Source organism: Streptomyces sp. NPDC050423 (assembly GCF_040655445.1).
Taxonomy (GTDB): domain Bacteria; phylum Actinomycetota; class Actinomycetes; order Streptomycetales; family Streptomycetaceae; genus Streptomyces.
In genome coordinates this window covers 1-22,599 of the sequence record NZ_JBFAJY010000035.1, presented here as the reverse complement: position 1 = coordinate 22,599, position 22,599 = coordinate 1, and the positions used below count along the sequence as shown (strand labels likewise).

General features: G+C 68.2%; 17 protein-coding genes and 5 pseudogenes. 11 read left to right on the top strand and 11 right to left on the bottom strand.

The window, feature by feature from the left end:
• Positions 1-402 precede the first annotated feature (402 nt).
• The 4 genes from AB0I52_RS24120 to AB0I52_RS24105 all read left to right on the top strand — a co-directional run bounded on the left by AB0I52_RS24120 (position 403) and on the right by AB0I52_RS24105 (position 6,196).
• Positions 403-1,713 carry an extracellular solute-binding protein gene (locus tag AB0I52_RS24120; protein ID WP_363075771.1) on the top strand — a complete coding sequence of 437 codons (1,311 nt, stop codon included), beginning with the start codon at positions 403-405 and terminating at the stop codon, positions 1,711-1,713.
• Complete coding sequence (locus AB0I52_RS24115; protein ID WP_363075769.1) at positions 1,710-2,612, top strand: sugar ABC transporter permease; 903 nt, start codon at positions 1,710-1,712, stop codon at positions 2,610-2,612. The genes AB0I52_RS24120 and AB0I52_RS24115 overlap by 4 nt, the downstream gene beginning before the upstream one ends.
• Before the next feature lies 1 nt (position 2,613).
• Positions 2,614-3,498: a carbohydrate ABC transporter permease gene (locus tag AB0I52_RS24110; RefSeq protein WP_363075767.1), complete on the top strand. Its 885-nt coding sequence runs from the start codon at positions 2,614-2,616 to the stop codon at positions 3,496-3,498.
• A gap of 328 nt (positions 3,499-3,826) precedes the next feature.
• Positions 3,827-6,196 carry a glycoside hydrolase family 3 N-terminal domain-containing protein gene (locus AB0I52_RS24105; RefSeq protein ID WP_363075765.1) on the top strand — a complete coding sequence of 790 codons (2,370 nt, stop codon included), beginning with the start codon at positions 3,827-3,829 and terminating at the stop codon, positions 6,194-6,196.
• A 513-nt stretch (positions 6,197-6,709) separates the two neighbouring features.
• On the opposite strand, the gene AB0I52_RS24100 is transcribed toward AB0I52_RS24105, so the two are convergent.
• Positions 6,710-7,897 carry a fumarylacetoacetate hydrolase family protein gene (locus AB0I52_RS24100; protein WP_363075763.1) on the bottom strand — a complete coding sequence of 396 codons (1,188 nt, stop codon included), beginning with the start codon at positions 7,895-7,897 and terminating at the stop codon, positions 6,710-6,712.
• Positions 7,898-7,944: 47 nt separating this feature from the next.
• A complete protein-coding gene (locus tag AB0I52_RS24095) occupies positions 7,945-9,678 on the bottom strand; it encodes an IlvD/Edd family dehydratase (RefSeq protein WP_363075761.1) in 1,734 nt (577 codons plus the stop codon).
• Between the two features lie 105 nt (positions 9,679-9,783).
• On the opposite strand from AB0I52_RS24095, the gene AB0I52_RS24090 reads away from it, so the two are divergent.
• The 3 genes and pseudogenes from AB0I52_RS24090 (at position 9,784) to AB0I52_RS24080 (ending at position 11,527) form a co-directional block, all read left to right on the top strand.
• Positions 9,784-10,608: a FadR/GntR family transcriptional regulator gene (locus tag AB0I52_RS24090; protein ID WP_363075759.1), complete on the top strand. Its 825-nt coding sequence runs from the start codon at positions 9,784-9,786 to the stop codon at positions 10,606-10,608.
• 377 nt (positions 10,609-10,985) lie between these two features.
• Positions 10,986-11,288, top strand: a pseudogene (locus AB0I52_RS24085) (type II toxin-antitoxin system death-on-curing family toxin); the annotation flags it as partial.
• Between the two features lie 86 nt (positions 11,289-11,374).
• Positions 11,375-11,527: a hypothetical protein gene (locus AB0I52_RS24080; RefSeq protein ID WP_363075757.1), complete on the top strand. Its 153-nt coding sequence runs from the start codon at positions 11,375-11,377 to the stop codon at positions 11,525-11,527.
• Positions 11,528-11,604: 77 nt separating this feature from the next.
• Here AB0I52_RS24080 and AB0I52_RS24075 read toward each other — a convergent pair whose 3' ends face one another.
• Positions 11,605-13,083, bottom strand: coding sequence for an MDR family MFS transporter (locus tag AB0I52_RS24075; protein WP_363075755.1), 1,479 nt, complete (start codon positions 13,081-13,083; stop codon positions 11,605-11,607).
• A 97-nt stretch (positions 13,084-13,180) separates the two neighbouring features.
• Between AB0I52_RS24075 and AB0I52_RS24070 the strand changes: the two genes are divergently transcribed.
• Positions 13,181-13,750 (top strand): TetR/AcrR family transcriptional regulator, encoded by a 570-nt coding sequence (locus AB0I52_RS24070; protein ID WP_363075753.1) that lies wholly within the window; start codon positions 13,181-13,183, stop codon positions 13,748-13,750.
• Between the two features lie 11 nt (positions 13,751-13,761).
• Here AB0I52_RS24070 and AB0I52_RS24065 read toward each other — a convergent pair.
• Positions 13,762-14,448: pseudogene (locus AB0I52_RS24065) on the bottom strand (ISL3 family transposase); the annotation flags it as partial.
• On the opposite strand from AB0I52_RS24065, the pseudogene AB0I52_RS24060 reads away from it, so the two are divergent.
• A pseudogene (locus AB0I52_RS24060) lies at positions 14,435-14,782 on the top strand (nitroreductase/quinone reductase family protein); the annotation flags it as partial. The pseudogenes AB0I52_RS24065 and AB0I52_RS24060 sit on opposite strands and share 14 nt — an antisense overlap.
• A gap of 432 nt (positions 14,783-15,214) precedes the next feature.
• Positions 15,215-15,703 (top strand): MarR family transcriptional regulator, encoded by a 489-nt coding sequence (locus tag AB0I52_RS24055; RefSeq protein ID WP_363075876.1) that lies wholly within the window; start codon positions 15,215-15,217, stop codon positions 15,701-15,703.
• Positions 15,704-16,205: 502 nt separating this feature from the next.
• Here the strand turns inward: AB0I52_RS24055 and AB0I52_RS24050 are convergent.
• Both AB0I52_RS24050 and AB0I52_RS24045 read right to left on the bottom strand, forming a co-directional pair.
• Positions 16,206-17,144 (bottom strand): NADP-dependent oxidoreductase, encoded by a 939-nt coding sequence (locus tag AB0I52_RS24050; protein WP_363075751.1) that lies wholly within the window; start codon positions 17,142-17,144, stop codon positions 16,206-16,208.
• A 15-nt stretch (positions 17,145-17,159) separates the two neighbouring features.
• Positions 17,160-17,609 carry a MarR family winged helix-turn-helix transcriptional regulator gene (locus AB0I52_RS24045; protein WP_363075749.1) on the bottom strand — a complete coding sequence of 150 codons (450 nt, stop codon included), beginning with the start codon at positions 17,607-17,609 and terminating at the stop codon, positions 17,160-17,162.
• Between the two features lie 103 nt (positions 17,610-17,712).
• On the opposite strand from AB0I52_RS24045, the gene AB0I52_RS24040 reads away from it, so the two are divergent.
• The gene (locus tag AB0I52_RS24040) at positions 17,713-18,651 is read left to right on the top strand and encodes an alpha/beta hydrolase (protein WP_363075747.1); all 939 of its coding nucleotides are present in this window, start codon (positions 17,713-17,715) and stop codon (positions 18,649-18,651) included.
• Positions 18,652-18,714: 63 nt separating this feature from the next.
• On the opposite strand, the pseudogene AB0I52_RS24035 reads toward AB0I52_RS24040, so the two are convergent.
• From AB0I52_RS24035 to AB0I52_RS24015, 5 genes and pseudogenes are all read right to left on the bottom strand, one after another.
• Positions 18,715-19,639 (bottom strand): annotated as a pseudogene (locus tag AB0I52_RS24035) (IS1380 family transposase); the annotation flags it as partial.
• 78 nt (positions 19,640-19,717) lie between these two features.
• The gene (locus AB0I52_RS24030; RefSeq protein WP_363075746.1) at positions 19,718-20,455 is read right to left on the bottom strand and encodes an NAD(P)-binding domain-containing protein; all 738 of its coding nucleotides are present in this window, start codon (positions 20,453-20,455) and stop codon (positions 19,718-19,720) included.
• 508 nt (positions 20,456-20,963) lie between these two features.
• Complete coding sequence (locus AB0I52_RS24025; RefSeq protein WP_363075744.1) at positions 20,964-21,530, bottom strand: VOC family protein; 567 nt, start codon at positions 21,528-21,530, stop codon at positions 20,964-20,966.
• Between the two features lie 138 nt (positions 21,531-21,668).
• Positions 21,669-22,040 (bottom strand): DoxX family protein, encoded by a 372-nt coding sequence (locus tag AB0I52_RS24020; RefSeq protein ID WP_363075742.1) that lies wholly within the window; start codon positions 22,038-22,040, stop codon positions 21,669-21,671.
• A 256-nt stretch (positions 22,041-22,296) separates the two neighbouring features.
• A pseudogene (locus AB0I52_RS24015) lies at positions 22,297-22,599 on the bottom strand (hypothetical protein); the annotation flags it as partial.

Sequence of the window (22,599 nt, the reverse complement as noted above, 5' to 3'; positions counted from 1 at the left end):
GGCACCGAGCTCGTCCGGGGAGGTGCCGACGAGCCCCGGCCTCGACGCGTCCGACGATGTGCGTGAGTTCGGTGAGCGAGGGCGTCGAACCCGTCCAGGATGTCCGGCGCCGGGCCCTTCCGACGCGGGATGACCTGCACCGACAGTGTGGCAGCCGCGGCTGGCGCGTCGCCATTCGCTCTCAACCAGCCCTTTTCGAAATGGTTTCGGTCCCTGTCGAGGGTCGTTCTCACTCGCTGCCACGCAGCTGTATCAGGTCAGACAGTGCATGCCTGCACGTGTATTGACAGGGCGTCAACTCAAAACCTAACTTGCATGAACAGAGCTCGGAGAAGACTGCTTTCGAAAACCTTTCACCATGACTCACGAGAAGCCGGTGGCTCTCGAGTGCGGAGGAAAGACATGGCGCTCTCCAGACGTACCCTCCTCGGCCTGGCAGCTGGCGTGCCGGTCTCCGCGGCGCTGACGGCCTGCGGCTCGTCCGGTCCCAGCGGCAGCGGCGGTGGGAGCACGTACTGGTACCTGAACGGTCAGCCACAGGAAGGTGTCAGAGCCGGCGCGGTGGACGCCTTCAACAAGGCCCACCCGAAGGAACGGATCAAGGACACCACCTTCCAGAACGACGCGTACAAGACGAAGATCAAGACCGCCATCGGTGCCGGGCAGGCGCCCACCATCATCTGGGGCTGGGGTGGCGGGACGCTGCGCACCTACGTGGAAGCGGGCCAGGTCGAGGACCTCACCTCGTGGTTCGGCGAGCACTCCGAAGTCAAGAAGGGGTTGTTCCCGTCCTCGTTCGGCGCGGCAACCGTCGACGGCAAGATCTACGCGATGCCGTGCGAGGTCGTGCAGCCGATCGTTCTCTACTACAACAAGAGGGTCTTCGACCAGGTCGGCGTGGAACCACCTCAGTCCTGGGCCGATGTCATGGCACTGGTGCCCCGGTTCAACGCGAAGGGCATAGCGCCGTTCTCACTCGGTGGCCAGTCCCGGTGGACGAACATGATGTGGTTGGAGTTCCTGTTCGACCGTATCGGCGGCCCCGAGGTGTTCCAGGCCGTCATGGAAGGCGAGAAGAACGCCTGGTCCAACCCGGACGCCATCACCGCGTTGACGACAGTGCAGGAGCTGGTCGAAGCCGACGGGTTCGTCAAGGGCTTCTCCTCGATCACCGCGGACTCCAACGCCGACCAGGCACTGCTGTACCGCGGCAAGGCCGCGATGATGTTGCACGGAGCCTGGTCGTACGGCATCCAGCAGGCCGACGGCGGGGATTTCGTCTCCAGTGGCGCGTTGGACTACATGAACTTCCCGCCCGTGGACGGCGGCAAGGGCGATCCCGGCAACACCGTCGGCAACCCGGCCCAGTACCTGTCCATCTCCTCGAAGGCCAGCGCCGAGGAGAAGAAGGTCGCCCAAGAATTCTTCGCCTCAGGCGTCCTCCAGGACGAGGAGGCGAAGAAGTGGATCGACAACGGGTCGGTCCCGATCCGGCTCGGCACGGAGAAGCTGCTGGCCGCCTCCAAGAACGCCGATTTTCTGCAGTTCACCTACGACATCGCCAGCAAGACCAAGGTGTTCGGCCAGTCCTGGGACCAAGCGCTCAGTCCGGCGGCCGCCGAGACACTGCTGGACAACATCGCCAAGTTGTTTCAACTGTCGATCAGTCCAAAGCAGTTCGCCAGCAACCTCAACGCGGCCACCGCCAAATGACCTACCTCGCCGGCCATCCGCCGCGCCGCGAACCGCGCAGCATCCTGCCGTGGCTGGCGACGCCGGCGCTGGTGGTCTTCGTCGGCTTCGCCGTGATTCCACTCGTCGGTGTCTTCGCGCTGAGCTTCACCACGTGGGACGGGATCGGCGCCATCCACCCGTCGGGGCTCACCAGCTGGCGTGCGGTGCTCACCGACCCCGGGCTGCCGCACGCCCTCTGGGTGACGTTTCTGGTAATGGCCGTGTCCTGGGCTGTTCAGACGCCGCTGAGTATTCTGCTCGGCACGTTCATGGCAGGCCGCCAGCGCTATCGTGCTGTGCTGGGCGTGGTGTACTTCGTCCCGCTGATGCTCAGCTCGGCGGCGATCGCGATCGCGTACAAGGCCCTGCTGGACCCCAACTTCGGGCTCGGTGCCGGGCTGAAGATCCCGGTGCTCAGCCAGGACTGGCTGGGGCGGCCCGGGCTCGCATTCGGGGTCGTCGTCTTCGTCGTCTCCTGGCAGTTCGTCCCGTTCCACTCCCTGATCTACCAGGGGGGTGTCCAGCAGATTCCGAAGTTCCTTTACGAGGCGGCGCAGTTGGACGGAGCCGGGCGGATCCGGCAGTTCTTCAGCATCACTCTGCCCCAGCTGAGATACACCATCATCACCTCGTCCACGCTGATGGTGGTCGGGTCGCTGACCTTCTTCGACCTCGTCTACGTCCTGACCGAGGGCGGCCCTGGCGACGCCACCCGGGTCCTGGCCCTGGACATGTACAAGCGGGGATTCCAGGCCAGCCTGATGGGACCGGCCAGCGTCATCGCGGTCATCCTGGTCCTGGTGGGTCTGGCCCTCGCCCTGCTGCTGCGTCGGCTCGGCGGCCGGGACGCCGGCGCGAGCCAACTCGAGGGGGCCTGACGTGACCATCACGCCGACCGAGCCGCGACAACCGCAGAAGACCACCCGCCGCATGCGGCAACGCCACTCCCGCCGGCGCAACTGGGCCGGCGGCCTGGCCGGATGGGTCTGGCTCGTCATCGTCGCCGTACCCCTGTACTGGACCCTCATCACCAGCCTCAAGGCCCAGAACCGCTACTACGCGAGCAACCCGCTGGTACCTTCGGCCGACCCGACACTCGACAACTACCGGCTGGTCATCGAGTCCGACTTCCTTCGCTACTTCGTCAACAGCCTCGTCGTCACCGCCGGCGCCGTGGTGCCGGCGGTCGTGATCTCCTTCATGGCCGCTTACGCGATCGTTCGCGGCTGGCACATGCGGGGCCTTCGTGCGATCAACGGGCTGTTCCTCATGGGCCTGGCCATCCCGCTTCAGGCGACGGTGATCCCGGTTTACCTGATCATCATCAAACTACATCTGTACGACAGTCTGCTGGCGCTGATCCTTCCGTCGATCGCCTTCGCCGTACCGCTGTCCGTGCTGGTGCTCGGGAACTTCATCCGCGACGTGCCCAAAGAGCTTTTCGACTCGATGCGGGTCGACGGCGCCACCGAATGGACGACGCTGTGGCGGCTCGCGGCACCGCTCACCCGACCGGCGATCCTCACCGTGACGATCTTCAACGCGCTGACCATCTGGAACGGATTCCTGCTGCCCCTGATCCTCACCCAAAGCCCTGACCGCCGGACCCTGCCGCTCGCACTGTGGACCTTCCAGGGCCAGTACGGGGTCAATGTCCCTGCCGTTCTCGCCGCCGTCGTCCTCACCACACTGCCCCTCCTGGTGCTGTACGCGTTCGGCCGTCGCCAGCTGCTGAGCGGTCTGACTGCCGGATTCAGCCGTTGACCGACGCTTGCGCTGACGCTGTGACCGGGGGCCGGCCTGTGGTCCAAGACCTTTGAAAGTGCAGGAGCGATGTCCGACAGGAGGGACGCGGCAAGCCGGGCTCCGCAGCCGGTGCCTGCGTCCCGATCCCGGCCCGCACCTCATCCACCAGCTCGGCCGGGACGGCATGCATCACCCCGGAAGTACAAGCGGCCTCGTCCCCGGGCGAAGCGGATCAGGGCCGGAGCCGGGACACAACCTGCCCCGTCTCGAGTCCTACTCGTTCACCTGTTCGTCCGTCGCGCCCTGGTCAAGGGGCTGAGGGGCGTGGGAGAAAAGGAACGCCAACGTGACTGTAGAGAACATTCCCGGAATCTCCCTCTGGAACGACCTCCGTCTTTCGGCCACCGCGAGAGTCGACGCCCTGATCGACGCGATGACCCTTCAGGAGAAGACCGCCCAACTGTACGGAGTGTGGGTGGGCGCCTCCGATCAGGGCGGTGAGGTAGCCCCTCATCAGCACGACATGGAGGAGGCCGTCGATCTCGACGCACTGCTGCCCTCCGGACTGGGCCAGCTGACCCGTCCGTTCGGCACGGTCCCGGTCGACCCCGCCCTGGGCGCGCTCTCCCTGGCCCGCACACAGACCCGTATCGCCGCCACGAACCGGTTCGGCATCCCCGCTCTCGCGCATGACGAGTGTCTGGCAGGCTTCGCCGCCTGGGGGGCGACGGCCTACCCCGTTCCGCTTTCCTGGGGCGCCACCTTCGATCCGGAAACGGTGCGGCGCATGGCCACCGCCATCGGCCGCGACATGCGTTCCGTCGGCGTCCACCAGGGACTCGCGCCCGTCCTGGATGTTGTGCGCGACGCCCGCTGGGGCCGGGTCGAGGAGACCATCGGCGAAGACCCGTACCTCGTCGGCACCATCGGGACGGCATACGTGCAGGGTCTTGAGTCGGCCGGGATCGCCGCTACCCTCAAACACTTCGTCGGCTACTCGGCCTCCCGAGCCGGTCGTAACCTCGCTCCCGCTTCCGTGGGCCCGCGTGAGCGCGCCGACGTGCTGCTGCCTCCCTTCGAGATGGCTGTCCGTGAAGGTCGGGCCCGGTCGGTGATGAACGCGTACACCGACACAGACGGCATGCCCTCCGCGGCCGACGAGGATCTGCTCACCGGGCTGCTGCGCGACACGTGGGGCTTCGACGGCACCGTCGTCGCCGACTACTTCGCCATCGCCTTCCTGAAGACCCTGCACGGCATCGCAGTCGACTGGGCAGACGCCGCCGGCACGGCGCTGCACGCGGGCATCGACGTCGAACTGCCCAATGTCAAGGCATACGGTGCGCCCCTGGCCGAAGCCGTCGCGGACGGCCGCGTTCCGGAGGCGTTGGTCGATCGCGCCCTGCGCCGGATACTCACCCAGAAGGCGATACTCGGTCTGCTCGACCCGGACTGGAACCCGTTGCCGGCCGCGCTCCACGGGGCAGACCTGAACGATCCGGCCGCCGTGCGCGGCCGGATCGACCTGGATGGTCCGGAGAACCGCGCGCTGGCCCGCACGGTCGCCGAGAAAGCGGTGGTGCTGCTGAGCAACGACGGCACCCTGCCGCTCGAGAGGCCGCGCCGCATCGCCCTGCTCGGTCCCAACGCCGACGAGCCCGTCGCCGTACTGGGTTGTTACTCCTTCCCCCAGCACATCGGCGTCCGCCACCCCGAGACCCCACTCGGCATCGAACTGCCCACGCTGCGCGACACTCTCGCCATCGAGTTCCCCGACGCCGAGATCACGGTCGCCCGCGGCACCGGAATCGACGACGGAGATCTCTCCGGCATCCGTGAGGCCTCCCGTGTGGCACGTGAGGCTGACATCGCCCTGGTGGTGCTCGGCGACCGCGCCGGGCTCTTCGGACGGGGCACCAGTGGCGAGGGATGTGACGTCGAGACGCTGGCGCTGCCCGGCGCGCAGCAGCAACTGCTCGACACCCTGCTCGACCTGGAGACACCCGTGGTCACCGTGCTGCTCGCGGGACGACCGTACGCCCTCGGCCGTGCCGTGGAGGAGTCCGCCGCGATCGTGCAGTCCTTCTTCCCGGGTGAGGAGGGCACTCACGCGATCGCCGGAGTGCTCAGCGGCCGTATCGATCCCTCCGGACGCCTTCCGGTCAGCGTGCCGCGCGGGCCGGGCTCCCAGCCGGCCACGTACCTCGGGGCGCGGCTCGCGCACGCCAGCGAGGTGTCCAACAGCGACCCAACCCCCGCGTTCGCCTTCGGTCACGGTCTGTCCTATACGCGGTTCGACTGGACAGATCTGACCGTGGACGTCGAAGAGGCCCTGACGGACGGTGAGTTCACCTTCACCTTCACCGTCCGCAATGCAGGCGGGCGGTCCGGAACCGAGATCGTCCAGGTCTACCTGCACGACCCGGTCGCCTCCATCGTCCAGCCGGTGCAGCGCCTCGTCGGCTACGCCCGGGTCGAGCTGAAGCGGGGTGAGGCCCGGCGCCTTCGTGTCACGGTCCCGGCCGACGTCGCATCCTTCACCGGACGCGACAATCGGCGCGTCGTCGAGCCGGGCGAGCTGGAAGTGCGATTGGCCGCCTCCAGCGCGGATCCACGCCTGACGGCCAGGGTCACGTTGACCGGAGCCGAGCGCCACGTGGATCACACACGACGCCTGCACGCCACGGTCGGGCAGGAGCCGGTTGATCAGGCATGAACCGGGCCGGCGCAGCGCACGTCGCAGCAGCGGTGGCGCTGCGCACACGGGACCGCGGGGCCGGACGTGTGCTGGTCCGAGTCCGTCACTTCCTTGGTGACCCGTGATCACGCGGGGTGGTGCACGTACACCCGGAGTATCGTGCAGAGCAAGCACCCACGCTTGAAGAAGGAAGCTCCCTTCGCCGTCGGCTCTGCGGCGATGAGGACCTACGGGGTGTGGGTGAACCGCTGGGTCAGTGGGCCCTGCGCGCCACCCGCGACGTCATGAACGGGCCCCGACGTCATCTCTCGATCCTTCGGGCGCGGCGGCGGCAAGCCGCCCGCCGTCCAGGACAGGAAAGTGTTCTTCGCGGCGAACCATACCGGTATCGCGGGCACACGGGCACATGACCAACACCACTCGTTGCCAATGTTCGAGTTCACCGACCCGGTCAGTAATACGTGACGCCGGGCCCCCGACGTCAGGCATCCCACCCCGGACTCGGTGGTGGCCGTATGGGTTTCCGTCATCTCACAGCACGCCGCGCCGAGCGAGGCTGTGCATCAGCGCTCGTACACCGAACGTCCAGGGCGCGGCCAGCTCGCTGGGAATGACGGTGTTGATCAGAGTGCCGAGTCGCGGGCTGGAGATCCGCACGACATCGCCGTACTCGTGGGTGAAGCCCGCGCCGGGTGCCTGTCGGTCCTCAGTGGGGGCGAACAGCGTTCCGGTGAACAAGACGGAACCGTCCGGGTATTGATGGTGCGGACCGTGGGTAGCGGCCACCAGGTCCAGTACGTCGCGGCTGATCTCACGCATGGAACTGCTGCCATGCAGTACGTAGCCGTCCGAGCCGTCGATCCGCAGGTCGATGTCGAGTCCGCGCACGGTGTCGAGGTCGAAGCCCTCGTCGAGCAGGCGGATGAACGGGCCGATCGCGCACGAGGCGTTGTTGTCCTTCGCACGGGACAGCAGCAGGGCGCTGCGGCCCTCGATGTCGCGGAGGTTGACGTCGTTTCCGAGCGTCGCGCCGCGTACCTGGCCGCGCGAGTCCACGACGAGGACGACCTCGGGCTCAGGGTTGTTCCACACCGAGGCACCGAGCACTCCGATGTCGGCGCCGCTGCCGACCGCGGACAGTACCGGGGCCTTGGTGAACACTTCGGGGTCGGGCCCGATCCCGACCTCCAGGTACTGCGACCACAGTCCTTCGGCGACGAGCAGTTCCTTGGCCTTGTCGGCTTCCGGCGATCCGGGACGGATGCCGTCGATCGTGCCGCCCACCACCTGCCCGATGCGGGCCCGCACCCGCGCCGCCTGCGCCGGATCGCCGCCCGTGCGCTCTTCGATGACGCGTTCCAGCAGACTGCGGGCGAAGGTGACGCCAGCGGCCTTGATCACCTGCAGGTCGATGGGGGTGAGCAGATGCGGGACGTCACGGCGGTCCTTCGGTGCCTCGACCAGTTCGTCCAGGCGCCAGACGTGTCCGCCGTCGGCCTCGCGGACGACTGCCGCCGCGTCGTGGCGTTCCATGAGGTCGGAGACAGTGGGCGCGATGGCCGTCAGGTCGACGACGTGCTCTCCGCGGACCGCGGCCACACACGGTCCGTCCCATTCCGGGCTGTGGACGCGCGCGACGAGGGCGGCTCGGTCGGCGTCCTCCGGCAGGACGGAGCCGGTTGTGAGCACCGGACGGGGGCGCGTTGTTTCCGGTTCCACGATCAATGCTCTCCTGGGTCCGAGGGATGCGGTCGCCTGGGGCGGGCTCAGTGGGAGTCGCGGGGGACCTCGTGACCACGGCTTCCTCGCAGGAAGCCGAAGTCGGCGCCCTGGTCCGCTTGTTCCACGTTCTGGGTGTAGAGCCAGGCATAGCCGCTGGTATACCGCTCAGCGGGTGCCCTCCATGTCTGGCGGCGTCGCGTGAGCTCGGCGTCGTCCACGTCCAGATCCAGGGTGCGGTTCGGGACGTCGAGGACGACGGGGTCCCCGTCGCACACCAGGGCGAGAGGGCCACCGACCGCGGCCTCGGGCGCTACGTGCAGGATCACCGTCCCGTACCCGGTGCCACTCATCCGACCGTCGCAGACGCGCACCATGTCCTTGATGCCGGCCTTCAGCAGCTTGGCCGGCAGCGGGACGTTGGAGACCTCGGGCATACCGGGATAGCCCTTGGGGCCAGCGTTGCGGATGACGATGACGGTGTTCTCGTCGACGTCGAGTTCCGGGTCGTCGGCCACCGCATGATAGGCCTCGGGGGAGTCGAAGACGCGCGCAGGACCTCGGTGGGTGAGCAGGTGCGGTGACGCGGCGGACTGCTTGATCACAGCGCCGTCGGGGCACAGGTTGCCGCGCAGGACGGCGATACCGGTGCCCGCAGGCTGGAAGGGGGCTTCGAGGCCGGTGATGACGTCGGAGACGATGCGTTCGGCATTCTCGGTGTTCTCGGCGAGGGTGTGTCCGGTGACCGTGATCTGTTCGCCGAGCAGCAGCTTGCCACTGAGCAGCTCGGCTATGACGGCCGGCAGGCCACCCGCGTAGCAGAAGTCCTCCATGAGGTATTTGCCACTGGGCATCAGGTTGACCAGGGTAGGAACCGCGCGTACCAGGTCGTCGAAGTCCTGCAGGTTCAACTCGACGCCGACCCGTCCGGCGATGGCGGTGAGATGGATGATGGCATTCGTGGAGCCGCCGATGGCCGCGTTGACCCGGATGGCGTTCTCGAACGCCGCCCGGGTCAGGATCTGCGAGGGGCGCAGATCCTCCCCCACCATCCGTACGATGCGCTGTCCCGCCGCCTGCGCGGTTTCCATCCGCCGGGAGTCGACCGCGGGCCAAGCCGCCGAGCCCGGCAGCTGCATGCCGAGCGCCTCGGCCATGCAGGCCATTGTCGAGGCGGTACCCATCGTCATGCAGTGCCCGTTGGAACGGGCCATGCACCCCTCCGCGAAGAAGCACTCCTCCTCGGTCATCCGGCCGGTCTTCAGGTCCTCCTCGAACTTCCACACGTGAGTGCCGGATCCCACGTCCTGGCCCCGGTACTTACCGTTGAGCATCGGCCCGCCAGTGACCATGACGGCGGGCAGGTCGACGCTGGCAGCGCCCATGAGCATGGCGGGGGTCGTCTTGTCGCAGCCGGACAGGAGCACGACACCGTCGAGCGGATTGGCCCGGATCAGCTCCTCGACCTCCATGGCCATGAGGTTGCGGTACAGCATGGCGGTGGGGCGCATAAGGGTCTCGCCGGTGGCCATGGTAGGAAACTGAAGCGGTAGGCCGCCCGCCTGCCACACGCCGCGTTTGACGGCTTCGGCGACGTGTGTCAGATGGGCGTTGCACGGGGCGAGTTCGGAGGCGCTGGTCGCGACGCCGATGACGGGACGCCCGTCGAACACCTCGTGCCCGAGCCCCTGGTTGCGCATCCAGGAGCGGTACAGCATCCCGCTGCGCCCCTGTGCGCCGAACCACGCCTGGCTGCGACTCTTCTTGCGGCCGTCGGTCATGTAGGCACTCCCGTGGCTCTGGCGTCGTCCGCTGCGCGATGGGGCGTTTTCGGGTGAGGGCCCGCAGGCCGTATCCTGTAAGGCAATCATTAAATGATTCGATGAATGATGTCCAGGGGGCGAGCAGAGATCGTGGTGCACTTCCTGACCATGCATCAGCGGGTGGTCGACGAACTCGGGCGGCGCATCGTGGGTGGCGCGTGGGAGCCGGAGGATCCGTTGCCGGTCGAGGACGCGCTCGCGGCCGAGACCGGCGTCAGCCGAGGGGTGTTGCGGGAAGCGGTCAAGTCACTGGTGGCCAAGGGGATGCTGCACGTACGCCCGCGCACCGGCACGCGCGTGCTGCCCCCGGAGTACTGGAACCACCTGGACCGTGACGTACTGCGCTGGAAACAGGCCTGGGACGCCACGGCTCTGCTGCGCGACACGGGTGAACTGCGCCGGATCGTCGAGCCCGAGGCCGCTCGGCTCGCTGCCGACCGGGCCGATCCCGACGATGTACGAGCCCTGTGCGACTGTCTGGCGGCCATGGAGGCCACAGCGGCGGAATCCGACCGCAGCGGCTACGTAGAGGCCGACATCGCCTTTCATCGGGCCCTGCTCGATGCCAGCGGCAACCGTCTTCTCGGCTCACTGGGCCGCGCCATCGACATCGCGCTGGAACACAGCTTCCTCGTCAGCACCCAGACCCCGGGCGCGGTGGAAGCCTCACTGCCGGGTCACCGCGCCATCGTGCGTGCCGTCGAGGCCCGCGATCCCTCGGCCGCGGCGGCCGCCGTACTGGCCATCATCGAAGCCGCCGAAGACGAGATCGCCCAGTCACCCGGGATGCCGAGCGATGCGACACGGAAGTCATCGCACCCCCTGCTCGGCCCAGGTGATGCCCCCTCGATCACGGAGAAGACGGGAAAGGTGGAGGCCGGACGATGACGCGAGACGACGAGAGGGCCGCCGCGCCCGGGTGGGCCCAGCACGCCGAGCGCGCGCCGAACAGATCGGACCCGGAAGACCTGACGCACCATGCCCGCGACCTCACCCGCAAGGACCGGAGCAGCGACAGGCGGCCCCTACTGTTCTCCGCCGTGACGCTCTCGGCGCCTCACGAGCCCCGGATCGACATGTGGAGTGCGTGGCGATCCTGGAGCCGGTGAAGAAGGACGACTGGCCTGGGGTTTTGTGGTCCGGGTGGATTGCTCGACCTGTTTCCCCCCGTGTTGCGGGTCGAGCGGACGGATCGACCCTCGCAAGCTTCCTGACCTGCGAATTCATGGGGGAGACGCTTACATCGGCGATGCCTGCAGGGTGTCGTTTTGGTGTCAGCTGTCGAACGGCCCCGCACCAACGTGTTCGGAGCCGAGCTGTATCCCACGCTGCACGAGAAGGCGGCGGCGCTGCTGCACTCCGTTGCCCGCAATCACGCGCTGATCGATGGCAACAAGCGCACCGCCTGGCTCGCCATGCGCGTCTTCCTGCGGCTCAACGGGGTCAGTGCCAGTACCGTTCCGCCGCCCGTCTCCGTTGCCGGCCCGTTCGTCGAGGAAGTTGCGCAGGACTACGTCGGTGGACCGGTCATTGCCCAGCGCCTGTCGGTCTGGTTCCCCGTTTCCTGACGTTCGACGACGTGGGGGCCGGGCACCCGCGTGCCCGGCCCCCACGTCGTCCGGCCTGCTCGGATCAGGCCGGAAACCGGGCCGCTGTGGCACGCCTCCCCCCGCTCGAACACAAGAACCTCAACGTCCTGGGTCGCTACAGCTTCACCGCCACCCAGCCGGCGGCCGGCACCCTGCGCCCGCTGCGGGACCCGGACTCGGCCGGATTCGATGACGACGAGGACGGCGCGGAGGACTGACGGCTCCCGGAGATGAGGCTGGACCCGGGAGAGCCACGGTCCTGTTCGAGCACTCCGGCCAAGAACGCCCCGATCGTTCAGGCTTCGGCGGGTTCTCCGGCAGGCACGGTGTCCTTGACCTCCGGTTCCGGGCTGGGTCGGCCCGGCAGCAGGAGGCACAGCGGAACGGCCGCGGCGGTGAACGCGGTGGACCACCAGAAGGCTTCACCGAATCCGGAGGCCAGGGCGGCGGGCGTGTGGGCGCCGGCTGTGGCACGTTGCAGGATCATGACCAAGACCGCGATGCCCACGGAACCGCCGACCTGCTGGGCGACTCGGCTGATGCTGGAGGCGGCCGGGATCTCCTCGCGTTCCAGTCCGACGAAGGCTGCGCCCATGATCGCGATCATGGCCGCTCCCAGCCCGAGTCCGCGCACGAACAGCACAGCCATCAGCGCGATGTTGCTCGTGGAGGCGGTGACGAAGCCGAACGGCATGGTGGCCGCGCAGGTGAGGGAGAAGGCGGCGATGGCGACGGGGCGCGAGCCGAAGCGGTCCATGTACCGGCCGGCCAGCGAACGGGAGAGGAGGGCGCCCACGCCCGTCGGGATGAGCAGTAGTGCGGCACCCAGGGCGGATTCGCCGCGTACCTGCTGCCAGTACAGCGGCAGCAGGAGCATGGTCCCGTACAGGGCGGCGCCGGTCAGGAACACCAGCGCCGAGGATGAGGCCAGGGCGCGGTGGCGCAGCAGCCGGATGTCGAGCAGGGCGTCCGGTCCGCGCCGCAGCGCCCAGAAGACGTATCCGGCGAGCAGGGCCACCCCGGCGATCAAGGGCAGGGCCACCCTGAGGCCGGCCAGGCCGTCGGATCCGGAGAGCTGTATCAGGCCGTAGATGACGGCGGCGATGCCGGGTGAGAGCAGCAGCATCCCCACGGTGTCCAGGCGGGGACGGGTGCCGGGCCGGGGTCCGTCTGCGGGAAGGTTGCGCCAGGCGAGGTAGCCGCCGACGACGCAGAAGGGCACGTTGAAGAGGAAGATCCAGCGCCAGTCGCCCAGGTGCAGGATGGCACCGCCGATGACCGGGCCGATGATCGGGCCCAGGGCGGTGGGCACGGTGATCAGGGACATGACCTTGCCGATGTTGCGGCCCTTGGCCGCCTGCATGACCAGGGTGAACATCAGCACCATCAGCGTGCCACCGCCGATGCCCTGGACCACCCGGAAGGCGATCAGGCTCTGGACGTTCCACGCTCCGGCGCACAGCAGCGACCCGATGAAGAACATGCCCAGGCCGGCGATCCACAGGCGTTTGCCGCCCAGGACCGACTGAGCCCATCCGACGGCCGGCATCGTGACGGACAGGGCCAGCAGGTAGGCGGTGGTCACCCACTGGGTGGTACTGAGCGACGTGTGGAGCTGCCCGGCGAGGCCGTCGATGGCGACGCTCATGATCGTGGTGTCGAAGATGACGGCGAGTGCGCCGATGATCAAGGTGTAGGTCAGACGTCGCAGGGCCGGGTCGATCTGGTCGGCGTCTGCGGCGACGGGTGGTGGCTTGGCGCCCTCGGCGTTCATGAACACCCCTTAGGGTAGATTGCTCTATCTTACGAGGCTCACACTAGGCCGCTAGAATTAGATAGGCAAATATATCTAACGGATGTGAGGGGTTCGGATGGCCGAGCGACGGCGCGGAGCGGCACTGGAGAAGGCGCTGCTCGACGCGGCCTGGGAAGAACTCATCGACAAGGGCTACGCCCGGTTCACCATGGACGCCGTCGTCAAGCGCGCGGGCACCAGCCCCACGGTCCTCTACCGCCGATGGTCCGACCGCGACGCACTCGTCCGGGCGACCGTCCCCCATGTCCTGCGCAAACACATCCACGACGTTCCCGACACCGGATGCCTGCGGGAGGACCTCCTCACCCTCATGCGGGAGATCAGCGCCACCCGCCTCCAACTCGTCACCGTCATGAGCGTGAACCTGGCCAGCTACTACCAGGAGACCGGAACCAGCCCCGGCGACCTGGTCAACCCCACCACGACAGGGCGCAAGGAAGCCGTCGACGTACTCTTCGACCGCGCCGTCGAACGCGGCGAGATCAAACCGGAACTCCTCACCGAACGCGTCAAGTCACTCCCCTTCGACCTGCTGCGCCACGAATTCCTCACGACCTTCGCCCCCGTGCCCGACCACGTCCTCGAAGAGATCGTCGACACGATCTTCCTCCCCCTGGTGCGCTGACCGCGGCAGCACCATGCCTCTGATGAACGGTCATCTGTGAGAGTTCTGCGAGAGCCCTGCGGAGTGATCACGTTTCCGCAGGTTGCGGCTCGCAAAAGTCCCCCCGCGCAGCCAGGCTGCCAGGGTGGCGGCCTCGCGGTCGGGCAGGACGTCGATGCGTTCACCGGTCCCGGCGTCGATGATGGTGGCGTAGCGGTGGCTGCGGCACAGGGCGAAGTCAGCGACCCCGATCACCCGCGGGATCCGCACCGTCGGGGCGGGGATGCGCCGCAGGACGCGCAGGGCGGTGGCGTAGGAGACGGGCGCGACCAGGAGACGGATGAGCGGGGCGGCCGCATAACTCCTTGACCACCCCTGAGACCTGGCCGGTCAGACGCGTGGTGCGGCGCTGAAGGTGCTCCAGCAGCCCAGGAACCTGCTCGCGGAAGTTCTGCCGCCGGCAGCCCGGGACGTGGCAGACCAGACGCCGCACCCGGACGTTGACCACGATCCGGCTGCCATCCACCGGCACATCCGCCACCGTCCGGCCGTGGTAACCGTGGACCTTCCCCGCCGGGACACCGCGCATCGGGCAGGGAAGGGAACACCCCGGGTCCGGGCAACACCCGGATCATCTCGCCGCCGTCCGCCACATCATCGAAAACCAGAGCAGAGAACCCCGAAAGTACTGTTGCCACAAGGGAGTTGACATCTCGCATAGGACGTCAACGACGTCCGTTGCCTGCCGTCACCACCGGCAACGGAACAGAGCCAAATTCAGGACAGTCTCGCTGGGGGCGCCGCCCGGACGCGCGGCGGCGCCGGGTAGACTCCGCCGGCTTCGGCGCCAGCCTCGTCCTGCTCCACGCCCGGGGTGCCAAGACCGGGGCCGAACGAGTCAACCCGGCAATGTCTCTCAGGGGCGGCGAGGACTGGCTCGTCGTGGCGTCGGCCAAGGGCGCGCCCCGCGAGCCGTCTTGGGCGGTGAATCTGCGCGCCCACGCCGGCGTCGAGATCGAGGCGGTCGTCAACGGCGCGGCAAAGACCGTAGCCGTAACCGCCGCCGACTGGACGGCCAAGAGTACGAGGCGGCCTTCGCGCGCTCCGTCAGCCGAGCCCCGGTCTTCGAGTCCTACCAGCGCAGGTCAGGCCGTCGGCTCCCCGTCATCCGCCTCACCCCTCGGGGATAAGGCCGACGACAAGCCCCTCGACGGCCTGCGCCCTCCTGCACTCCGCGGTGATCGAACCGGCGAGCTCATCAAGGGCAGGGGTCTCGCGGGCACGAGCCCGCTGTGGTGCAGTCCATGCCCGGTGCATAAGTCTGAAAGGCGCACCTGGAGCCCGACCACCACGCCACACACCCGGCCGCCACCCAACCGGGCTGCGGCGCAACGACGCGGGCCGACCGAGGTATCCGAACAACTACTTGTCGCGACACGGGTGACACAAGAGGCCGGCTCAGGCCGTGCAACATGGGGAGCGCCTATGAACACAGAGAAACAAGCCGATCTCGGCTCCGGCCCCGTCTTCGGCCACGGCCCCTTGAGTCATGCCCTTTTCCGCGTGGCCCGGCTGCATAAAATGCTCGCCGGTCAACTTCTCCGAGAAACGGGCCTCTACCCAGGCCAGGAACTATTGATGATGCGCCTGTGGGACGACGGTCCTCAGCGCCAAATCGACCTCGTACGCTTCCTCGACTCCGACGCACCTACCATTGCTCGCACCGTGCGCCGTCTCGAACAAGCCGGCTACGTACGCCGCCTGGCCGGCCCCACCGACGGCCGGGTCTCCATCATCGAGGCGACACCGGCCGGCGTTCCGCTGAGACGCACCGTCGAGAAGATCTGGGCCGAGCTGGAATCCCTCACCGTCGGCACCATGGACGACAAGGGGCAGGCCGCCGCGCTGTCGCACCGGGAAGCCATCGAAACGAACCTGCTGAACGCCGAAGCTGCCGTGATGAAGGACAACTGAACCGGCACAACCGACACCCCGCTCCCGAGGTGCTTCAAGCGCGTGGAATCGCACGCCTGCCCGATGTCCACCCGCGCCGCCCCGGCAAGCGCAAGGCGGCCGTCCAGTACCACACCGCCCGCTTCCGCCTCGTGTCCCAACTTGCCAAGGCCTTCACGACCGGTGCTCATCGCCGATCCCGACGACGTGAAGTACTCCACCGGCCGCCCGAGCGCCTGTACGACATGCTCCGGGTGAGAAGGAGCTCGTCCGCTTCACCGAGCGCCAGCGGTGGACCTGCCGGTGATGGCCTTGCTCCTGGCTACCTGGCCCTGCGCGGCGCCACGCGCGCACAACTCCGCCCGGCCCGGCGACTGCTGATCTTCTTCAGCCTGATGACGCTCGCTCCGAACGTGGCCCACCCGCTGGTCGCCGGCCACTCGGGCCGAGCGGCTTTCGCCGCAGTGGGCCTGACCCGCCCGACGGCAGAGGCACCGCCGGGTGGGCCGGCGGCGTGATGCGGCTAAGGGATGAGCGAGATCTTGCCGTGGGTGTGGCGTTGCTCCAGGGCAGCGAAGGCGTCGCGGACGCGGTGGAGGGGGTAGGTGGCGGCGATGGGGATCTCGATACGGCCGCTCGCGGCGTGAGCGGCCATCTTGGTGAGAACTTCGTGGGTGGAGCCGTCGGCGCTGCCGGCGTTCTTGGTGCCGTACTGTGCGGCCTTTTCGAAGGAGATGATCGTCTCGATACGGTCGGGCGGGATGTCGAGGTCGATGGCGAGCTGGACGTACTGGGGTCCGAACAGGTCGATGAAGGCGTCGATGCCGTGCGGGGCGGCGATGGTCAGGTCCACGGTGAGCTGGTCGCCGTAGGGGACGGGCACGGCACCGTGGGCTGTCAGCCAGGGGGCGCGGGTGGGCGAGGCGATGGCCAGGACGCGGACGCCGTGCAGGGCGAGGAGTTGGACGACGATGCTGCCGACGCCGCCAGCGGCGGCGGAGACGGCGACAGTCTCGCCGGGCTGGGGGCCGATCGCGTTGACGGCGGCCCAGGCGGTGCAGGCAGCGACGTAGAGGCTGCCTGCGACGGGCCAGCTGAGCTCCCTGGGCTTGCGGATCAGTTGGGTGGCCGGAACCGCGGCATGGGTGGCATGGCTGGAGCGCTGCCATGAGTAGCCGAGGACCTCGTCGCCGGGCGCGAATTCGGTGACGTCTCTGCCGGTTTCGAGGACCACGCCGGCCAGGTCGCTGCCCTGCCCGGAGGGGAAGGTGGCGGGGAACCGGTGGTGCAGGGCGCCCGATCGGATGGCGGTCTCACCCGGGTTGATGCCCGCGGCCCTGACCTCGACCAGGACTTCGTCGGCGGCGGGGCGGGGGATGGGGACGTCGGCGAGGTAGAGGACGTCGCGGTCCCCGAAGCGGTCGAAGCGCACCGCGCGGGCGTGGTCGAGTGTGGCAGTCATAACTTCCTCCGGGGGTCAGGGATTGCGGGTGGTGTCGGCCCGGTGGGGCGTGGCGGTACGCAGCGTGGTGAGCGCCGTTACCAGGTGGCCCAGTTGCACGGTGGTGAGCGGGGCGGCGATGCGGTCGGCGAGTTCCTCGTCGAAGATCCGGCCGGCGTCACGGGTCAGCGTGCTGCCGGCTTCGGTGAGCCGGACGATCGAGGAGCGGCGGTCGGCAGGGTTGGGCCGGCGTGCGCACCGGCCGTTCTTCTCCAGCCGGTCGACGGCCTGGCTCGCGCCGCCGATCGTGATCGACAGAGCCGCGGCGATCTCGTTTACCCGGCAGTTGTCGGTGCGCTCGACGACGAGCATCACATTGAAGCTGCCCAGCGAGAGGTCTGCCTCGCGGCGGAGCCGGGCGTCGATCTCGTTCCACAGGTCGGTCTCGAAGCGCACTAGGTCGTCGAACACCTGTCGCAGATCCATGCTGCCTCCATTTGCCATATGCATTAGCTCTAATTAGATTACCACTAATGCACTTCGTGCCCACGCCCCGCCCGCTTCGCGGCCGTTCCGGAAGGCAATTCCCATGAGTCAGCAGCAGCGCGAGACCGTTGCGCAGATCCTGCGCAACGCCCCCGTCGACCTCGGCGGCGAGGTGACCGAGCAGCGGGAGCTGTTCGCCAAGATGGTCGCCGCGAACCCCGTCCCGGACGGCGTCCGCATCGAATCCCTCTCCCTGGACGGCATTCCCGCCCTGAGTATCGAACCCCACGGCGCCACGCCGGACAGCACCGTCCTGTACTTCCACGGCGGCTGCTTCGTGGTCGGCTCGGCGCAGGACTCGGCGGGCCTGGCGGCCAATCTGGCCCGCAAGGCCGGAGCCCGCGTGATCTCCGTCGACTACCGCCTCGCTCCCGAACACCCCTACCCCGCGGCCCTGGACGATGCCCTGACCGCATACCGCGCGCTCCTCGACGGCGAACACGGCACCGCGCCCATCGCCGTGGCCGGCGAGTCGGCCGGCGCCAACCTCGCCACTGCCCTCATGCTCGCCGCCCGCGACCTGGACAACCTGACACAGCCCGCCTGCGCAATCCTCTTCTCCCCCTGGGTCGACCTCACCGTGCCCGACCTCCCGCACGACACCGGACTCGACCCCGTGATCAACCCCGGCGCGCTGCGCACCCGCGCGGCCGACTACCTCGCCGGCGCCGACCCCCGCAACGGCTTGCTCAGCCCCGTCCACGCCGACCTGACCGGCCTGCCCCCGATGCTCATCCAGGCGGGCTCGCACGAATACCTCCTGGACGACGCGATACGGCTCGCCGCCCGCGCCGCCGCCGGCCATGTCTCCGTCACCCTCGATGTCACCCCCCACGTCCTCCACGTCTTCCAGGCCTTCGCCGCCCTCCTCGACGAAGGCGAGGACGCCCTCACCCGCGCCGCTGCATTCCTGCGCACCCACACCCACCGACCACCGACAAGGACCCCGATCACATGGGCCTCACCGACACAGTCGTCCTGATCACTGGCGCCTCCTCGGGCATCGGCGCCGCCAAGCTTGTAGCGGGTCAGGACTCGGTGGACTCTGATTCTGGGCGGTGTCGTGCAGGGGCAGGGTGTGCAGGCCGGTGTCGCGGGCGTTTCGGATGCGGTCCTCGCAGCGGGCCCGCCGTCGGGGACGCAGTTCGAGGTCGGCGAACTGGCCGCCCTTGGTGTTCGTCGCAAAGCAGGTCAGCCGCAGTCCGTCGAGGTCGGTGAATGGCAACTGGGGCCCGGGGTGGGGGCGTTCCTTGCGGACGATCAGCCGCATGCCCTTCGGCCAGGAGGAGAGGTCGGGCATGTCGGTGATCTCGGCGACCCAGGCGCCGGGCCGCTCGGCGCCGCCGGCGTCGTAGGCCGGTGTCCATGCCTCCTTCGGGATCTTCAGGACGGCTTGGTGGATGGCGTCGCTGATGGTCATTCCGACGGAATACGACAGCCACCGGCCCTGGCGGGAGAGGCAGTCGAGGAAGGCATGGGTGCCGCCGGCGGAATCGGTGCGGATCAGTGTCTGACGGCCCCGTCGCAGGGGCCTGGGCAGTTGGGCCAGGGCGAGTTGAGCTGTCTCGATGTGGTCGCTCGCGGTGTTGGAGCCTGCGTTGCCGGGCCGCAGCAGCGCGGCCACCGGTTCTCCGGACCCAGCCTGGCCGTGGTCGACGAACGCGGCGAGCGGGTGGTGGCCGAAGGCCTTCTTCCAGGTCGCGGTGGCGTCCTGCTTCTCGGAGTGCGCAAGGACGAGCACGCCGTCGATGTCCACGATGACCGAGCCGTCGACGGCGGGAGCGTTCGCCCTGGCCAGTTCCCAGACATGCGAGCGTGTTTCGGCCCGCGCCGACCGGATCGCGGTGAGCGTCTTCGGTCCGGCTGCGGCAAGGGCGTCAATGAGCCGTGAAACCGTCGGGTCCGATGCCCACCGGCCCGAACACGGCCGGTTCGGCCCGCAGCGTGGCGACATCGGCGAGGAGACACTCATTGAACGCGCGGTTGATGATTCGGTAGCCGCCAAGACCCGGCAGGCCCGCCGATCCGGGACTGCTCAGCTCGGTCGGCTAGCGCATCCGCTTGATGAGGTGCAGCTCGAGTCCCGACAGCGGAGCCCCGACCTCGTGCATCGCGCCGCCGACGGCGAGCGACCCCAGATCGACTGCGGCGAAACCCGCGCCGCTGAGCATGCCCATGACCAGGTCCTTCGCTTCCGGGTCGTCGCCGGACGCGAACAGGACCGTGCGCGGCCGGTCGGCGCTGAAGTCCTCGATCCACTCCATCGGCACGTTACTGATCGACTTCACCAGTCGCGCGCCGGGAGCCCACTGGGCCACCAACTCACTCGACGTCGAGCGGGTCTCGGCCAGCACGGCACGCGACTTGGTCACTCCGGCCAAGCTGACGTCGCCCTCGAGCTCGGCGTGCGCGTTCATCGCGTCGACCAGGATCCGTCCGGTCCAGTCGACGCCCTGCAGTGCTTCTTCGGCCTGTCCCCAGCGGACCGAGATGATCACGACGTCGCTCTCCACGACCTGGTCTTTGGTTTCTGCGGTCGCACCCGGCCCGAACTCCTTGATGGACCCGGCCAGCGTCTCGGGCCCTCTCGAGTTGCAGACGGCGATCGTGTGACCGGCATTGAGCAGGTGGCGGCCCATAACCTGGGTCACTCGGCCGGCCCCGATGAATCCGATGCGCATTTCTCCATACTCCTTTGTCAGCGATGTCAGCACGCGCTTGAGCTTGTGATCAAACATGGACAGAGGCCCCGGCACCCTCAGCGTGCGGGCGCGGGTCCGTTCCACGCGAACCGGCGTAGGCCGGGAGGCTCAGCACATCGCCGGACACACCGATTCGTTCGGTGCGCGCGGCGACCCAGCTCAGCAGGGTCCAGGTGTCCAGCAAGGTGGAGTTGTCGGAGTGATCCTGGAAGGTGACGAAGTCGATAGCCGACCTGCTCACTGAGCTGCGCCAGCTCGACCGGCCGTTGTGCCGGGCAGTTGGTAGGAGAGATGAACGTTCCGAACCGCGACGGGTGGCCATAGTCAGCCATGGGCGTGAGACTCCGTCCTGCGCAGCGGGTGAGCAACCGTTGTGCTCCATTCAGCGAAACGGTTCAGGCAGTGCTACAGGACGTCCGCGCTGCAATGCCGGCCGTCCAGGACTTCTTCGACGACAGGTCCCGCGCCGCGCGACGTGCCGCTGAGCACGTGAGGCGACCGCACACTTGAGCCGCGCCGCGTGGCGTGTCGACCTATGCGGGAGGGGAGTTCGGTTCCAAGCTCCCCCGTGGTCGTGCGTGAGCCTCGCGGCCTAGCTCTTGGCCGGCGTGGTGGGGGTGTGGTCTCCGGCGATGTACCTGCGCATCATCTGGTGGGCGCGCTCGGTCTCGAGGCGGTACATCTCCTCGTGGTCGTCGGGGTCGACGGCGAACTCGACCAGGAGGCGGTTCGGGTCGAAGACGTAGAGCGATCGCAGGACCCCGTGGTCGATGTAGAAGTGCTCGTAGCCGTCCGCTTCCACTCGCTTGCGGATCTCCTGCTGCTGCTCGTCGTCGACCTTGAGCGCGACGTGCACGCTCGGTGGCTGCTCGGTGCCGACCATCGTGGCCTGCACGGCTGCCTCGGAGTAGTTCATGAACGCCATGAACCCGCCGTCGGCCAGGCCGAAGAAGGCGTGGCCGATGAACTCCGATCCTTGCCCCTCCGGCACGGGCTCGATCCAGAACGTCCTCAGGGGCAGGCCTGCGATGTCCTCGTAGAAGTGCCGGGTCGCTTCCAGGTCGCTGGTGTAGAAGTTGTTGTGGTGCATCCGCGCCGGCGGGCGAATCCCATGCTGGGCCTCGGTGGCGGTGCCTGATTCCTTGAGCGTAGACGACATTGTTTCTTTTCCTTAGTCAGTGGTCGAGAAGCAGATTCGGATGAACGGTGACGGTCCGCGTGGAGAGGCGATCTCGCGATCACGCGGCCGGTTTTGCCGGGTAAGGGCGAGCTGCGGCGCCGCGGCTTACAGCCCTGGTCAGGAGGCGAGGACGAGAGTGACGGCGGCAGCGATCGCGATGATGGCGAGGATGATGGGTGCCATCGAGTGGCCGCGGGTCTCGGGGTTGGCGTAGTCGCCGGACTTGGCGTGGAAGCCGACGGCTCCGACGAGTACGACTGCGAATCCCAGGGCGGCGGCGGCGCCGATGGGCCACCAGAAGAGACCGGCGAGGAGCCCTACGGCTGCGGCCAGCTCGGCCAGCCCGATGAACCGGACCAGCGGGGCGCTGAGGCCTCCCGGAGACTGCAACTGGGCTGGGATGCCGCCCTTGAGCAGGGCTTTCGGTAGTCCGGCGGCCAGCCCGACAACGGCGAGCAGAACGCTCAGTACGGCGGCGAAGACAAACACGGGGCATACCTTTCTGGAGAGTGACTCGGACCGCCCCAGTTTTGAGGGACCGGCGTTCGTGGAGGATGGGTGTGCCGGCGGGTTTCGCTGCTCACGCGTGAGCGTTGCGTAGTGCGGTCTCATCCATGGAGAGCGCTTCGGCGCGACAACCTGGCCGGGAGCCGGCCGCCGCGGTGTGGCCGGTGACGCCGGACACTGAGGCGGGACGGTTCGTCGGGGCCGGCCGTGCCGCCCGTGGGAGGCGGAACGCGGCCACTCAGGTGAGCGGCTGTTCGGTGAAGTTCCTGAGCACCAGTGCGCCTGGAACCTCGATGAGGCGTCCGCCTTCGTCGATCCTGCCGAGTTCCACCGGCGACAGGCCGAGTGTGCGGGCGAGCTCGGCGATCTGGGAGCCGGCCTCGTCGGAGTCGCTGGAGACGAAGACCACGCGCTTGCCCTGGCCGGAGGGCACTTCGGCGGCCAGTGTCCGGGCGGGAAGGTGGTTGAAGGCCTTCACGATCTGGGCGCCGGGCAGGACCTCGGCCGCATACCGCGAGGAGAGCCGGCCCTTGAGGATGTC